Genomic DNA, 13,492 nt, shown 5'->3' with positions numbered 1-13,492 from the left:
CACGACTTTCTCCGCGACATCACTGCGCGCCGCTCTTCCTCCGCGAGCGCGCCAGTTCGAGGTCTTCGCACATCTGCTTCGCCCCTTGCGCGATACGCGGCGCCGGCCGGTTGATCAGATCGCCGTCGATCGCGAACAGATTGTTGTTTGCCACTGCCTTCAGATTCGGCCATGCACGCCATGTGTCGAGCTGCGGCAAGGGGGCATCCGGCCTGGTCGCGCCGGGCGCAGCAGTGAAGATCGCTTCTGGATTCGCCGCGAGCACCGCTTCAGTCGAAACGGTCGGCACCAGCGGCTCGAGTTTCGCAAACACATTGTTGCCGCCGCATAACGCGATCACGTCGCTGATCATGTGTTCGCCGTTGAGCGTCATCAACGGTTGATCCCAAACCTGGTAGAACACGCTGACACGCGGGCGGCCGGCATATTGCGTGCGCAAGCGCGCGATGTCCTGACGGTATGCCGCTGCGGCTGCATTGGCGGCCGGCGACGTGCCGAGCAATTGCCCGAGCTTGATCAGCGACACGGCAACGTCGTCGAGATGATGCGGCTCGCTGAAGAACAACGGCACATGCATTTCACGCAGGCGATCGAGCTGGCGCTGCGCGTTGCCATGCCGCCATACGACAATCAGATCGGGCTTCAACGCGATGATCCGTTCGAGGTCGAGCGCCTTGTTATCGCCGACGCGCGGCAACTGCTTCGCCTCAGGCGGATAGTCGCTATAGGACACTGCGCCGACCAGTTTTGAACCACCGCCGGCGGCATACAGTAACTCGGTGACATGCGGCGCGAGACTGATGACGCGCTGCGCGGGCGCGGACAGGGTGACCGTTGCGCCGGTGTCGTCGGTAACGGTGATGGCGGCGTGCGCGTGCAGGGCGATCGCGACAAGCGCCGTGGCGATGGAGAAACGCAGGCATGGAATCATCGAACCGCCTCGCGCAAACTTTCTTCGAAACGCATCCATTCGGCTTCGCTTGCGGGCAACCCGAAGCGCACGCTGCCCTTCGCCGTGAAGAGGCGTGACCACACGCCACGTTGCGCTAATGCTTCATGCAGTGCCGCGGCGTGCGCGTCATCGGTCCACGCGAAAAGGGGCGTGCTCCGTGTAGCGAAACCCTGTGCATGCAACAGACTCACCAGACGGGCGCTTTCGGTATCTAGCCGTGTGCGCATCTGTTGCTGCCACGCCGGGTCTTCAAACGCGGCTTTGACAGCGTGCCGAGCTGGACCGCTAACGGTCCACGCCCCGAGCCTGTGGCGCAATGCGTCGAGCAAAGCTGGTGCGCCGAGGACGAAACCCGCGCGCACACCGGCGAGCCCGAAGAATTTTCCCGGCGAACGTAACACGATCAGCCCATCATGATGGGTGCTTGCTGCGAGCGACGCCGAAGGCATCGTATCGGCGAAGGCCTCGTCGATTAGCAACGTGCCGCCGCGCGTGCGGAGTTGTGCATGCCAGTGCAGCAGCTTGCCGGCGCTCAGATGTTCAGCCGTCGGATTGTTTGGATTCACGACCACCACATGGGTGAGCGGCTCGGGCAAGGTGTCCCAGGATACATCCAGCGGCACGATCTGGTGTCCGGCTCGCTCGAAGGCGGGTGCGTATTCGCTGTAAGTGAGCGGCGCAATGCCAACCCGGGCACATGGCAGTAACGAGGGCAGCGCGCGAATCGCCGCCTGGCTTCCTGCCACGGGCAGCACATGCGCGGCATCGGGCGCGCCGTAGTAACGCGCGGCACACGCGGCAAAGCCGTCGCCTTCGTCGGGCAGGCGGCGCCAGGCGTCGGCGGGAACCGGAGGCACCGGATAGCCGTGCGGATTGATACCCGTCGACAGGTCGAGCCATTGCGCGTAAGGAATGCCGTAACGCTGTGCCGCTTCATGCAGATTGCCGCCGTGGACCACGGCATTGAGCGGGGTGCCGGTATCGCTTTTATAAGCAGCCATTCGATCAGGCATGAAAGGGCACACTCAGCAAAGCCAGCACGATCAGCACCGCCAGCCAGAGAATGACCGTGCGTTCAACCAGCATCAACGCGGCGGTGACATGGCTGGCCTTGGCGGGGTGGCCGAAACCCAGCGTGGGTCTGTGTTCAAGTGCGCCGTGATAGACCGCGGGTCCGCCGATCAATACGTTCAGGCTGCCCGCGCCGGACGCCATGACCGGCCCGGCATTCGGACTGTCCCAGCGCGGCGCCTGCTCGCGCCAGCAATGCAACGCGGTGCGTGTGTCGCCGAGCAACGCGTAGCTTGCCGCGGTGAGGCGCGCGGGAATCCAGTTGAGCACGTCGTCGATGCGCGCCGCGGCCCAGCCGAAGCGCAAATAGCGCGACGTGCGGTAGCCCCACATGGCGTCGAGCGTATTGGCGAGACGAAACCCCAAAGCGCCCGGGCCGCCTGCGATTGCGAACCAGAACAGCGCGCCGAAGATTGCGTCGTTGCCGTTCTCAAGTGCCGATTCGACGGCGGCGCGCGCGAGTGCCGCTTCGTCGGCATGAGTTGTGTCGCGCGAGACGATGCGCGCGGTCAGCAACCGCGCCTGTGCCAGATCGCGTTGCGTCAGGGCTTGGGCGATCGGCGCGATGTGATCGTGCAGACTGCGTGCGCCGAGCGCGAACCACAGCAACACCACATGGACCGCGCAGGCCGCAAAAAACGGCAGCACGGAGACCAGCATCCAGGCGATCAACACCGGCGGCATGACCGCCAGCGACCACGCGAGCAAGCCTTTGAGGCGCAGGCGCCGGCCGGTGTTGTAGCGCTTTTCGAGGCGCATCGCCCATTTGCCGAAGCCGACCAGCGGATGCGCGGTGCGCGGCTCGCCGAGCCAACGGTCGACGGCGACGCCCGCCGTTGCCAGCGCAACGAGCAGAGGAAGCGACAGCATCACGCGCTGCCCGCGGTTTTCAAGCTGAGCGGCAAGCCCGCGACCATCATCGTGACGTGGGTGCTCAACGCGGCGATGCGCTGATTGAGCCGCCCGAGTTCGTCGACATAGAGGCGCGTTGCCGCGCCGAGCGGCACCACGCCCAGCCCGATTTCATTGCTGACCACGATGATCTTCCCTTTAGCGTTGATGAGCGCCGCTTCCAGTGCAGCAAAGTGCGCTTGATATTGATCGACCGGCACGCCGTTGCCGTCGGGTGGGCACAGCAGGTTGGCGAGCCACAGCGTCAGGCAGTCGATCAGAATACAGTGGCCGGGCGCATCGATTTGTGACACGGCGCCAGCGAGATCGATGCCCGCTTCGTGCAAAGCCCAATGCGCCGGACGACGCTCGCGATGATGCGTGATGCGCGCGCTGAATTCGGCGTCGTCGACCACGCGCGCGGTGGCGATGTACGTGACGGGCAGGGTGCTGTCGGTCGCCAGTTGTTCGGCGTGCACGCTCTTGCCCGAACGGGCGCCGCCGAGAACGAAGGTGAGGTCGCGGGAAATCATCGCGTGATTGTACCGGCGTGCAGTGCGCGCCGGCACGATGGGATAATGCCGCGTTCGTTGCCTGCATTCACTGCTATTCATCGCTGGACCTGAGCTTCCGTGACCGCCATTTCGACCCGCATGACCCCGCATGACCCCGTACCCGTGCCGCGCGGCACGCTGATGATTCAGGGCACCACCTCCGATGCGGGCAAGAGCACGCTCGTCGCGGGGTTGTGCCGGCTGGCGCGCCGCGCCGGCGTGCGGGTCGCGCCCTTCAAGCCGCAGAACATGGCGCTCAATAGCGCGGTGACGGTCGACGGCGGCGAGATCGGCCGTGCGCAGGCCTTGCAGGCGGTGGCCGCGGGCATTGCCGCGCACACCGATCTGAACCCCGTGCTGCTCAAGCCGACCAGCGACCGTGGCGCGCAAGTGATCATCCACGGCAAGGCGCGCATGAATCTCGATGCGCGCGCCTATCACGACTACAAGCCGGTCGCCTTCGAGGCCGTGCTGGAGTCGTATGCGCGTCTGCAAGCGTCGTACGACACGATCTTTGTCGAAGGAGCGGGGAGTCCCGCCGAGATCAATCTGCGCGATCGCGATATCGCCAATATGGGTTTTGCCGAAGCGGTCGATTGTCCGGTTGTGCTGGTGGCCGATATCGACCGGGGCGGCGTATTCGCGCATTTGACCGGTACGCTCGCGTGTCTGTCGGAAAGCGAGCAGGCGCGTGTGCGTGGCTTCATCATCAACCGCTTTCGCGGCGACATTAGTTTGCTTAAACCCGGGCTCGACTGGCTCGAGGCGAAAACCGGCAAACCGGTGCTCGGCGTGGTGCCCTACCTGCACGGTCTGACGCTCGATGCCGAAGACATGCTGCCACCCGAACTGCGCGCGGCGCAAAACAGCGATACGGGCCGGACGTTGCGGGTGGTTGTGCCGGTGCTGCCGCACATCAGCAACCACACCGATTTCGACGCGCTGCGCGCACATCCGCAGGTTGATTTCCACTATGTGCGAAGCGGCACGCCGCCTCCGCCTGCCGATCTGATCATCTTGCCGGGCTCGAAGAATGTGCCGGGCGATCTGGCTTTTCTGCGTGCGCAAGGCTGGGACGCGGTGCTGCAGCGGCATTTGCGCTACGGCGGCCGCGTCATCGGAATTTGCGGCGGTATGCAGATGCTTGGACGCGAAGTGGCCGATCCGCATGGCGTAGAGGGCGCGCCCGGGACGAGCGCGGGGCTCGGCTGGCTCGATTACTCGACCGTGCTGACGCGCGAGAAAACGCTTAAGAACGTGACAGGACGTCTTGCTTTACCCGGTTCACCCGAGGTCGCCGGCTACGAGATTCACATGGGCGAGACGCAAGGTCCGGCGCTGAATTCTCCCGCGCTGCAATTGGGTGCCGCGCAACACGCTCATCCCGACGGCGCGATTTCGGCAGATGGTCAAATCCTCGCTACCTATGTGCACGGCCTGTTCGACACGCCGGCCGCATGCGCCGCACTGCTCGCGTGGGCGGGCTTGAGCGACGCCGAGAAAATCGACTACCCGGCGTTGCGCGAGGCTTCGCTGGACCGCCTCGCCGACACGCTTGCCGAGCATCTCGATTTGTCGAAGCTTTTTGCGGCGATTGGGTGACGACGCGCATGCGGATGGGATGATTAAATCCCATTGGGAAATAATCAAAGTCTGGGAGGCGGTTTTTCGCCCCATTTGGTTCGAATACAGTCTTGACGTCGACGCCCGCCGCGGGCCGTCTCTCGTAAAGGACTCGTCATGAACTCGAACCGCTCCGCCGATCTGGCCGCTTTGCTCCTTCGTCTGGCCTTGGGCGTCCTGTATCTCGCGCATAGCTTGCAGAAGATTTTTGTCTTTACGTTGCCGGGAACGGCGCAGTTTTTTGTTTCGCTGGGCTTGCCGGGCTGGCTCGGTTATGTGACGGCGTTCGTCGAACTGATCGGCGGTATCGCGCTGCTGCTCGGCGTGCAGGTCCGCTGGGTCGCGCTCGTGCTGTTGCCGTTCATGCTCGGCGCGATGTCGCAGCACTTGCATAACGGCTGGGGATTCGCGTCGCCGCATGGTGGCTGGGAATATCCGGCTTTCTGGGCGGTGACCCTGGTGGTGCAGTCGCTGCTCGGCGACGGTGCGCTCGCGTTGAGCGGTGCGAAGGCGCCGCGCGCCGTGGCCGCCTGAATCTTTTGCACGGTGGCGCTGGTGGGTGGCGTAAGCAAGCTCTGTGGCCTGTCACAAATGGCTTGACGTCCTTCTTGTCCGTGCGACGGCTAAGCAGTACTTCGCACGAAGACCAGGAGCAAACTGTAGTCACCTTTATCCGCCGCGCGCAAGGCGGTTAAATAATCCGACCGGGCGTTATCCGCTTTTACCAGTGTTCCGTCGCCGCCCCACGAAAATGGCTCTTGTTTCATGCTGCGCAAGAGCGCATCAGCCATCATTCGTGAGTGTCGACCGTTGCCGTTTGGAAAGGGATGAATCCATACCAGCTCGCGGTGAAATCGTGCGGCAATCTCATCCGGAGGGAATGAGCCGTTGTCGCCCCACCACCGCGTGTTATCGAAAAGGTTTCTCAGTTTGACGCTGACCTGCGTCCAGTCACATCCGATGTTCTTGTCGGACTTGCGGAACGTGCCTGCCCACGACCAGGTCTGGTCGAACATTTTCTTGTGAAGGTTGCGACAGAACTTTTCACTGAGGACATCGACCTTGCGTTGACGGCGAGCCCATTGCGCGGCTTGCAGGATATTCTCCTGCTCCCAGTCATTCAGGTCGCTCTTGGTGGTCAGGTGTGTCGGTATCAGCCCCGCAAGCTCGTTAGGGTCGAGCGGTGTCTGGCCGTCCTGTTCGTCTGAGGCTATCGCCATAGGTCGGACCAGCGGCCGCGGAGTAGTTCAGCCGCTCTCTGCTCAACCTGTTTGCGAAGTCGGTCAGTTGCCGGACGTTGGTCTTCCAGACTCATAGTGTGCGCAACTCCACTCACTTCCTGCAGGGCGATTGAGTGCGCCCGGTCTTCGACCACTTGAGTCAGCGGCTTTCTGGGCACCAGAGCATAGACCAGCTCGCAGTCCAGCCCGTCAGCCAACTTGCGCAGTTGTCCGAGCGTGATTCGCTCCTCTGCTTCCGCCAACTCCGACTTGTGCAGGGTCGAACCGGTAATGCCTAATCTATCGGCTTGCTGTCGCTCGGTGAGCCCCAAGGACTCTCGGATGGCCTTTAGCCATCCACGCGGCGGGGGGCGACGGTTGGTCAAATCCGAGTACGTTGCGACCGACGCCTGGACCTGCTCAAGCCGGAGCTGCCTCATTCTGGAATCCATTTTGCTGGCCTATAGGCTATCAAAAATACAAAAAATAATATCCTATAGTGAAGCAAATAGCAAATTTTTGCTTCACCAGATCGAAGCTAATAAGCTTATGGCGCGTCGCTATAGTGACTCAGAACAGGCTAATATGCTTCATCATAGGGATGCATAAATGCCGATGTGCTTCACTATGCAGCATCAATTATCATGTATTTGCTTCGTTTTGAGGAAGCAAATAGCTCGGATTTGCTTGCGCCGCAAGCCAGCGATTGTGGGGCGATTTCCCGAACATTGACGCTTTGCGCATGTGGCACTTGGCCGTAGCTCTGTATTTCCGCCAAAATTCTTTGAGTCTCGGCCGGTTCGCCTTGTATTCGAGAAATCTTGCGCCCGCCACCTCCCGGAAATATCTCCGGCAGGAAAAAGACCCGCAATCCCCTTTGGGACTCGGGTCGCAGGTCGCAGCGTTAATTAGCTCAAAAACCGTTACCTGCCTGATACGGGTAGGCCGTAAGACCGCGTGCTTTTTTATCGCACGGACGCCGGGCGCTTCGGGCATTCCCAGCCCTGCGCCGCGCGCTCCGCGTCAGTCAGCATCCGTCAGTACAACACGATCTGCGTGCAGCGAAACAGCGCGATCGCCTTGCCGTTCGGATCGGTGACGGTGGCGTCCCACACCTGTGTGCTGCGGCCTAGATGCACGGCCTTGGCGACCGCGCGGATCGTGCCTTCCGTCGCCGTGCCGAGAAAATTGCTTTTCAGCTCGACGGTCGTGAAATTGCGCGCCGTCTCGGGCAGATGCGCGAGACAGGCATAGCCGCAGGCGGTATCGGCGAGGCCGATCACGGTGGCGGCGTGCAAAAAGCCGTTCGGCGCCAGCAATTCGTCGCGCACGGTCAGTTCCGCAGTCAGACTGCCTTGCTCCAGCGTCTGAACCTGCACACCCAGCAAGCCGGGAAGCTTGCCCTTCTGACGTTCGTGCAGGCGCTCGACGGTGTATTCCGGACGGAGTTTGCTCATGAGATCTGGGGTCCTCGATAGAAAAAACAGTGACGTAGGAAGGTCAATAGCCGTTTGGGGGCTTCGGCCCCGCTGCATTTGTCGATATTATCAACGGCTAGATCGGCAGGTGGACCTGAAATCGGCATCGATCAGAACACACCGGCCCCCAAGTCAGAGCAAACTGCGGCAAACCGGCTGGCGGCGCCCAGCCATCTTTCCGGGAGAATTCATGACGGTGATCGTGGTGGCGAATCCGAAGGGCGGTGTGGGCAAAAGCACGCTGTCCACCAATCTGGCGGGCTATTTCGCGGCGCAAGGGGAATGGGTCGCGCTGGCGGACCTGGATAAACAGCAGTCCGCGCACGCGTGGTTGTCGCTGCGGCCTCCCGCACTGCCGCCCATCGAGACCTGGGAGGTCGACCCTGAAAACCCCGCCAAACCGCCCAGAGGTCTCGAACATGCGGTTATCGACACGCCGGCCGGGTTGCACGGCAATCGCCTGAGTATCGCGCTGGATCTGGCCGACAAGGTGATCGTGCCGCTGCAGCCGTCAATGTTCGATATTCTCGCCACGCAAGACTTTCTCGAGCGGCTGGCAAAGGAGAAGGCGGTCAGGAAAGGTGCGATCGAGATCGGCGTGGTGGGGATGCGCGTCGACTCGCGCACGCGCTCAGCGGAGCAGTTGCATCGCTTTGTCGAGGGATTGAAGCTGCCGGTGCTGGGCTATCTGCGTGACACGCAGAATTACGTGCAGCTGGCGGCTCACGGCCTGACCTTGTGGGATGTCGCGAAAAGCCGTGTGGACAAGGATCTGGAGCAGTGGCAGCCGATCATCCAATGGACCAACGGCGCCAATAAACAGGCTTGATATGAATCGGCAGGCGGCGGCGTGGCCGCCCGCCAGATGAAACCGCGCGGCGCAAGGCCGGCTCGGGTTCAGTTCAGGTTCGGCTCAGGTCCAGTTCTGGGTCGGCACGTGATCGCGGCTGCCTTTGATCTTGTTGTTGTCGTCGACGAACACCAGATCCGGTTTCCAGCCTGCCTTCAGTTCCGCTTCGTCGACCACCGCGAACGCGGCGATGATCACCAGATCGCCCAGTTGCGCGCGCCGCGCGGCCGAACCGTTCAGCGAAATCATGCCGCTGCCCCGTTCGCCCTTGATCGCGTACGTCGAGAACCGCTCGCCGTTGTTGATGTTCCAGATGTCGATCCGCTCGTTTTCGACGATGTTTGCGGCTTCCAGCAAGTCTTCGTCGATCGCGCACGAACCTTCGTAGTGCAGTTCGCAGTGCGTGACCGCGACGCGATGGATTTTCGACTTCAGCATGTTGCGTTGCATGACCAATCCCTTGTGGCTTCTTATGCGCGTTTGCGCAGACTAAGATGGCTTCAGATTTCGAGGTTGTCGATGAGACGGGTGGTGCCGAGCTTGGCGGCAGCCAGCACGACCAACTCCGCATTCGTGTCTTGCGGGCCCGGCGGCAGCAGATTCGAGCGCTTGCGCACCGCGATGTAATCCGGCTGCCAGCCGCGCGCAGCCAGTGCGGCCATCGCCGCCTGTTCGAGTTTTGCGAAGTCGCGATTGCCAGCGAGCACCGCATCGCGCACGCGATTGAGCTCGGCGGCTAGCATCGGCGCCTCGGCACGTTCGGCGGTTTGCAAAAAGCGGTTACGCGAACTGAGCGCAAGGCCGTCGGTGTCGCGCACGGTTTCCGCGGCGATGATGTCGGTCGGCAGCGCGAACTGGTGGCACATGCTGCGCACGATCATCAGCTGCTGGTAATCCTTCTTGCCGAACACCGCGACGCGCGGCTGCACGCACGACATCAGCTTCATGACCACCGTGCACACGCCCTGAAAGAAACCGGGCCGGAATTCGCCTTCGAGAATGTCGCCCAGATCGTGTGGTGGATGCACGCGGTACTCCTGCGGCTCCGGGTACAGATCCCGCTCGGTCGGCGCGAACAGCACGTAGACGCCTTCTTTCTGCAGCTTGTCGATGTCGGCTTCGAGCGTGCGCGGGTATTTGTCGAAATCTTCGTTCGGACCGAATTGCAGGCGGTTGACGAAAATGCTCGCCACCACCGGATCGCCGTGCTGGCGCGCGAGGCGCATCAGCGATAGATGGCCTTCGTGCAGATTGCCCATGGTCGGCACAAAGGCGGTGCGATTCTGGCCGCGCAACTGGTCGCGCAATTCATGGATCGAGCTGATGACTTTCATGATCGGACTGGGATTTCCTCGCGCGGCGCAAGACTCGGTCGGGGCAAAAACTCAGGTTTTGCGTGACCCGCAGCCTCACTGGTAATGACAGGTTCGGAGCGCCGGATTGTAGTGGATTTGTTCCGGAGACGCACCGAAACGAGGCGTTTGCGGCAGCAATGGCGCACGTAAACCCCCGCGCAAACCCCATTGCGCGGCTTCAGGCCGGCAGATAGGCGAGGCGCACATAGATCGGTGCAAACGGCTCGGCCTGAGTAATCTCGATGAGCGACTCGCGGCACAATTCGAGCATGGCGATGAAATTCACCACGACCACCGGCACGCCTTTACTCGTGTCGAACAGATCGGAGAACTCCATGAAGCGCGCGTTCTGCAGGCGCCGCAGGATCGTGCTCATATGCTCGCGCACCGACAATTCCTCGCGCGAAATCTTGTGATGCTGAACGAGCTTGGCGCGCTTGATCACGTCGGCCCACGCGGCGCGCAGGTCTTCGCTATCCACGTCCGGAAAGCGCGGCGTGATGCTTTGTTCGATGTACACCTCGGCGCGCAGGAAATCGCGGCCAAGCTGCGGCAGATGGTCGATGCGCTGGGCGGCGAGTTTCATCTGCTCGTATTCAAGCAGGCGGCGCACCAGTTCCGCACGCGGATCCTCTGCTTCGTCGCCGCTATCGGCCTTTTTCACCGGCAACAGCATGCGTGACTTGATCTCGATCAGCATCGCGGCCATCAGCAGATACTCGGAGGCGAGTTCGAGATTGGTCTGGCGCAACTGATCGACGTAGCCGAGGTATTGGACCGTGACGTCCGCCATCGGGATATCGAGCACGTTGAAGTTCTGCTTGCGGATCAGGTACAGCAACAGATCCAGCGGGCCTTCGAACGTTTCGAGGAACACCTCGAGCGCATCCGGCGGAATGTACAGATCCGTCGGCAGCTTGAAGAGCGGCTCGCCGTACAGGCGTGCAAAAGCGATGCCGTCAACTGTGTCCGGCGTCGAATCGGTGGCGGGCGCGGCAAGCGCGGCGTCGGGCGCCGAATCGACGCCCTTTGCCTCGTCGGCGTGACTCACGCGCTTAGAAGTTTTGATAGTACGAGTAAGGCGTCTGCTCTACGCGCGAGGCTTTCTGCTCGGCGCGTTCATCGAGGTCGATCGGCTGTTTGTCCCACAGCAGCGACCGGCCACGGCGCTGCTCAGCTTCCAGATTCGGTTTTTGTTGCTTGAGCTGGTTCAGGAACTGGGTGATGTCCGATTGATACATGGCTAGACGTCCGTGATTGGGGGAATGGCGGCTGCCAGGCGGGAACAGGCGGAAACCCGCACGGCATCGCTGCTATTCCACAATTTTACCGCATGCGCCGCGCGCGGTCGAAAAACGGTGGCGAAGGCGGCGGCCGGCCTGCAAAATCGCCCGGAACCCATGCTGCTGCGACGCGTCAAAGGCGGGCGCATGGCGGGCAGGGCGGCGCGGAAATCCGGCCTGCGCGTGTGGGTGCGCATCGGCAACCGATGTCGCCTGGAGCACGGTGTGTCGGCGCGAAAGGCGCGCCGCACCACATGCTGCAAACAGCCTTTTAGAGATGGCGCGGCTGCGCCGATGTGGTCAAATAGCGAGCTTCGGCCGCCGCGGCGCGCCCAAGCGACAGAATTCATCAACCACGGCCGGAGGTCCCGTTTGACGGGGTGTGCGATCGAAGAGCCGCGTCTGCGGCGCGGCAAAACCGGCGGCGAACCCGGGCATCCGATGCCCAATCGGCGCGGGCTGCGCGCGTGGCTGGCGTTCGGCATCGTCATCCTCATGCTGGTCGCGCTCGACGCGCATGCGGCGCGGCGCCCGGCCGCCAGCTACAAGGTCGATATCGAAGCCACGCCGCGCTCGTTGCGCAAGCTGCTCGAAGCGCACCTGGACGTGGCGCGCTTCGCCAAGCGTCCCGACATCAGCGACGACCAGTTCGAATTTCTGATTACCGCCACGCCCCAGCAGGTGCGCGATCTGGCCGCCACGCAGGGTTATTTCACGCCGGTCGTCCGGACCGACGTGCGAACCGTCGACGACCAGAAGCGCGTGACCGTGAGCGTCGATCCCGGCCCGCAAACCCTCATTACGTCGATTGCGCTGTCGTTTCGCGGGCCGGTGCTGACCGAAGACCCGGCGCAGGAAAACGCCACGCGCTTCGCGTTTTCACTACACGAAGGCGATCCGTTTTCGCAAAGCGACTGGGACGACGCAAAAAACGCCTCGCTCAAGGCCTTGCAGGCGCGCCGCTACCTGGGTGCGAAGATTTACCACTCCGAAGCGCGGATCGACCCGCGCACGCACGAAGCGAAATTGTCGGTGACGTTCGACAGCGGCCCGACCTTCACAATGGGCAAGCTCGACGTATCCGGCACGCGGCGCTATCCGGAACAGATCGTCGACAATGTGAACCCGATTTCGGCCGGCGATATCTACGACGTGCAGCGTGTCGCCGAATTGCAGCGGCAGTTGCAAAACACGCCGTACTACGCGAGCGTTGCGATCGACGTGGATAGCGATCCGGCCAAGCCGGTCGATACGCCTGTGCACGTGAAAGTCTCGGAATATCCGTACAACAGTATCCGTGGCGGGGTCGGTTATTCGACCGATAACGGCCCGCTGATTCAGGGTTCGTATTCCTATCTCGACACGTTCGGCAAAGCGTGGCCGTTCACGGTCGACGGCCGCATCGACCAGATCCAGCAGTACGGGCAAATTCAGCTCGCGATGCCGCCAGGGCCGCGCGCCTGGACCAATGGCGTGCTGGCTTCCTACACCACGACCGACGTGTCCGATACCCGCATCTACAGTATCCGCGGCGGCGTGCAGCGCGCCCGTACGTCGCAATTCATCGACTACAACTACGCGATCCTCTATTACCAGGATCGGCTCGATCAGAACGCGATTGCACCGACGACCAGCCGCGCGCTGGTGCCGTCATGGTCGTGGACCCGCCGCAATACGGACGATCCGTTGTTCCCGCGTTCGGGCAACCTGATTCACGTCGAAGCGGGTTTTGCGGTCAAAGGCGTGCTGACCGACCAGACCTTCGCGCGCGGCTACGCCCGCGGCCAGCAATACCTGCCGATCGGCCGGGACGACCTCGTGCTGTTTCGGGCCGAACTCGGCGGCGTGTTCACGAGCGGCAGTTCGAGCGGGATTCCGGCTTCGCTGCTGTTCCGCGCGGGCGGCTCGAATTCGATCCGTGGCTACAGCTATCAGAGCATCGGTAACAGCGTCGACGGTTCCGTGCTGCCCACCAAGTATCTCGTGACGGCGTCGACCGAGTATCAGCACTGGTTCACTCACGACTGGGGTGCGGCCGTCTTTTTCGACATCGGCACCGCCACCGATACGTGGGGCGAGAAAGTCTTTTATCCCGGTGTCGGGGTCGGCGCGCGCTGGCGCAGCCCGGTTGGTCCGGTCAATGTCGACGTCGCCTATGGGATCCGCAACCGGAGTGTGCGGCCGTACCTGACTCTCGGCATCGCCTTCTGATGGA

Annotated in this window: 15 protein-coding genes; 4 read left to right on the top strand and 11 right to left on the bottom strand. The window is 62.3% G+C overall.

Annotation, left to right across the window (positions count from 1 at the left end; genetic code table 11):
- Positions 1-19: 19 nt before the first annotated feature.
- The 4 genes from GH665_RS16395 to cobU are packed head-to-tail and all read right to left on the bottom strand — an operon-like array spanning position 20 to position 3,447.
- Positions 20-931: a cobalamin-binding protein gene (locus tag GH665_RS16395; protein WP_153136728.1), complete on the bottom strand. Its 912-nt coding sequence runs from the start codon at positions 929-931 to the stop codon at positions 20-22.
- Positions 928-1,965, bottom strand: a complete 1,038-nt coding sequence (gene cobD / locus GH665_RS16390) for a threonine-phosphate decarboxylase CobD (RefSeq protein WP_246216226.1) — start codon at positions 1,963-1,965, stop codon at positions 928-930. The genes GH665_RS16395 and cobD overlap by 4 nt, the downstream gene beginning before the upstream one ends.
- On the bottom strand, positions 1,958-2,893 hold the full coding sequence (cbiB, locus tag GH665_RS16385; protein WP_153136726.1) for an adenosylcobinamide-phosphate synthase CbiB: 936 nt from the start codon (positions 2,891-2,893) through the stop codon (positions 1,958-1,960). Before cbiB ends, cobD begins: the two co-directional genes overlap by 8 nt.
- Complete coding sequence (gene cobU, locus GH665_RS16380; protein ID WP_153136725.1) at positions 2,893-3,447, bottom strand: bifunctional adenosylcobinamide kinase/adenosylcobinamide-phosphate guanylyltransferase; 555 nt, start codon at positions 3,445-3,447, stop codon at positions 2,893-2,895. The genes cbiB and cobU overlap by 1 nt, the downstream gene beginning before the upstream one ends.
- 162 nt (positions 3,448-3,609) lie before the next feature.
- Here cobU and GH665_RS16375 point away from each other — a divergent pair, with 162 nt between their 5' ends.
- Both GH665_RS16375 and GH665_RS16370 read left to right on the top strand, forming a co-directional pair.
- Positions 3,610-5,070 (top strand): cobyric acid synthase, encoded by a 1,461-nt coding sequence (locus tag GH665_RS16375; protein ID WP_246216301.1) that lies wholly within the window; start codon positions 3,610-3,612, stop codon positions 5,068-5,070.
- 138 nt (positions 5,071-5,208) lie between these two features.
- Positions 5,209-5,625: a DoxX family protein gene (locus tag GH665_RS16370; protein ID WP_153136724.1), complete on the top strand. Its 417-nt coding sequence runs from the start codon at positions 5,209-5,211 to the stop codon at positions 5,623-5,625.
- An 89-nt stretch (positions 5,626-5,714) separates the two neighbouring features.
- Here GH665_RS16370 and GH665_RS16365 read toward each other — a convergent pair whose 3' ends face one another.
- From GH665_RS16365 to GH665_RS16355, 3 genes are all read right to left on the bottom strand, one after another.
- On the bottom strand, positions 5,715-6,311 hold the full coding sequence (locus GH665_RS16365) for a mobile mystery protein B (RefSeq protein ID WP_153136723.1): 597 nt from the start codon (positions 6,309-6,311) through the stop codon (positions 5,715-5,717).
- Positions 6,302-6,751, bottom strand: a complete 450-nt coding sequence (locus tag GH665_RS16360; RefSeq protein WP_246216300.1) for a mobile mystery protein A — start codon at positions 6,749-6,751, stop codon at positions 6,302-6,304. Before GH665_RS16360 ends, GH665_RS16365 begins: the two co-directional genes overlap by 10 nt.
- A 597-nt stretch (positions 6,752-7,348) precedes the next feature.
- Complete coding sequence (locus GH665_RS16355; RefSeq protein ID WP_153136721.1) at positions 7,349-7,768, bottom strand: PaaI family thioesterase; 420 nt, start codon at positions 7,766-7,768, stop codon at positions 7,349-7,351.
- 211 nt (positions 7,769-7,979) lie between these two features.
- On the opposite strand from GH665_RS16355, the gene GH665_RS16350 reads away from it, so the two are divergent.
- Entirely contained in the window at positions 7,980-8,618 is a 639-nt protein-coding gene (locus GH665_RS16350) for a ParA family protein (RefSeq protein ID WP_153136720.1), read from the top strand.
- A gap of 84 nt (positions 8,619-8,702) precedes the next feature.
- Here GH665_RS16350 and panD read toward each other — a convergent pair whose 3' ends face one another.
- The 4 genes from panD to GH665_RS16330 all read right to left on the bottom strand — a co-directional run bounded on the left by panD (position 8,703) and on the right by GH665_RS16330 (position 11,235).
- Positions 8,703-9,089 carry an aspartate 1-decarboxylase gene (panD, locus tag GH665_RS16345; RefSeq protein ID WP_012432059.1) on the bottom strand — a complete coding sequence of 129 codons (387 nt, stop codon included), beginning with the start codon at positions 9,087-9,089 and terminating at the stop codon, positions 8,703-8,705.
- Between the two features lie 50 nt (positions 9,090-9,139).
- Positions 9,140-9,973, bottom strand: coding sequence for a pantoate--beta-alanine ligase (panC, locus tag GH665_RS16340; RefSeq protein ID WP_153136719.1), 834 nt, complete (start codon positions 9,971-9,973; stop codon positions 9,140-9,142).
- A gap of 199 nt (positions 9,974-10,172) precedes the next feature.
- Positions 10,173-11,045 carry a segregation and condensation protein A gene (locus GH665_RS16335; protein ID WP_153136718.1) on the bottom strand — a complete coding sequence of 291 codons (873 nt, stop codon included), beginning with the start codon at positions 11,043-11,045 and terminating at the stop codon, positions 10,173-10,175.
- A gap of 4 nt (positions 11,046-11,049) precedes the next feature.
- Positions 11,050-11,235, bottom strand: coding sequence for a DUF3460 family protein (locus tag GH665_RS16330; RefSeq protein WP_153136717.1), 186 nt, complete (start codon positions 11,233-11,235; stop codon positions 11,050-11,052).
- Between the two features lie 414 nt (positions 11,236-11,649).
- Here GH665_RS16330 and GH665_RS16325 point away from each other — a divergent pair, with 414 nt between their 5' ends.
- Complete coding sequence (locus tag GH665_RS16325) at positions 11,650-13,488, top strand: autotransporter assembly complex protein TamA (RefSeq protein WP_174771726.1); 1,839 nt, start codon at positions 11,650-11,652, stop codon at positions 13,486-13,488.
- The last annotated feature ends 4 nt before the right edge of the window (positions 13,489-13,492 follow it).

The sequence above is a fragment of the Paraburkholderia agricolaris genome (assembly GCF_009455635.1).
GTDB lineage: Bacteria > Pseudomonadota > Gammaproteobacteria > Burkholderiales > Burkholderiaceae > Paraburkholderia > Paraburkholderia agricolaris.
Note: the sequence above shows the minus strand (reverse complement) of the source record. Positions and strands in the feature narration are given on the sequence as shown.

What these genes read in the sequence shown, in the direction of transcription:
- GH665_RS16350 (WP_153136720.1), top strand. Translation starts at nt 7,980, where the DNA reads ATGACGGTGATCGTGGTGGCGAATCCGAAGGGCGGTGTGGGCAAAAGC.
- GH665_RS16360 (WP_246216300.1), bottom strand. Translation starts at nt 6,751, where the DNA reads ATGAGGCAGCTCCGGCTTGAGCAGGTCCAGGCGTCGGTCGCAACGTAC.
- GH665_RS16355 (WP_153136721.1), bottom strand. Translation starts at nt 7,768, where the DNA reads ATGAGCAAACTCCGTCCGGAATACACCGTCGAGCGCCTGCACGAACGT.
- GH665_RS16330 (WP_153136717.1), bottom strand. Translation starts at nt 11,235, where the DNA reads ATGTATCAATCGGACATCACCCAGTTCCTGAACCAGCTCAAGCAACAA.
- panD (WP_012432059.1), bottom strand. Translation starts at nt 9,089, where the DNA reads ATGCAACGCAACATGCTGAAGTCGAAAATCCATCGCGTCGCGGTCACG.
- GH665_RS16375 (WP_246216301.1), top strand. Translation starts at nt 3,610, where the DNA reads ATGATTCAGGGCACCACCTCCGATGCGGGCAAGAGCACGCTCGTCGCG.
- cbiB (WP_153136726.1), bottom strand. Translation starts at nt 2,893, where the DNA reads ATGCTGTCGCTTCCTCTGCTCGTTGCGCTGGCAACGGCGGGCGTCGCC.
- GH665_RS16395 (WP_153136728.1), bottom strand. Translation starts at nt 931, where the DNA reads ATGATTCCATGCCTGCGTTTCTCCATCGCCACGGCGCTTGTCGCGATC.
- cobU (WP_153136725.1), bottom strand. Translation starts at nt 3,447, where the DNA reads ATGATTTCCCGCGACCTCACCTTCGTTCTCGGCGGCGCCCGTTCGGGC.
- cobD (WP_246216226.1), bottom strand. Translation starts at nt 1,965, where the DNA reads ATGCCTGATCGAATGGCTGCTTATAAAAGCGATACCGGCACCCCGCTC.
- panC (WP_153136719.1), bottom strand. Translation starts at nt 9,973, where the DNA reads ATGAAAGTCATCAGCTCGATCCATGAATTGCGCGACCAGTTGCGCGGC.
- GH665_RS16365 (WP_153136723.1), bottom strand. Translation starts at nt 6,311, where the DNA reads ATGGCGATAGCCTCAGACGAACAGGACGGCCAGACACCGCTCGACCCT.
- GH665_RS16370 (WP_153136724.1), top strand. Translation starts at nt 5,209, where the DNA reads ATGAACTCGAACCGCTCCGCCGATCTGGCCGCTTTGCTCCTTCGTCTG.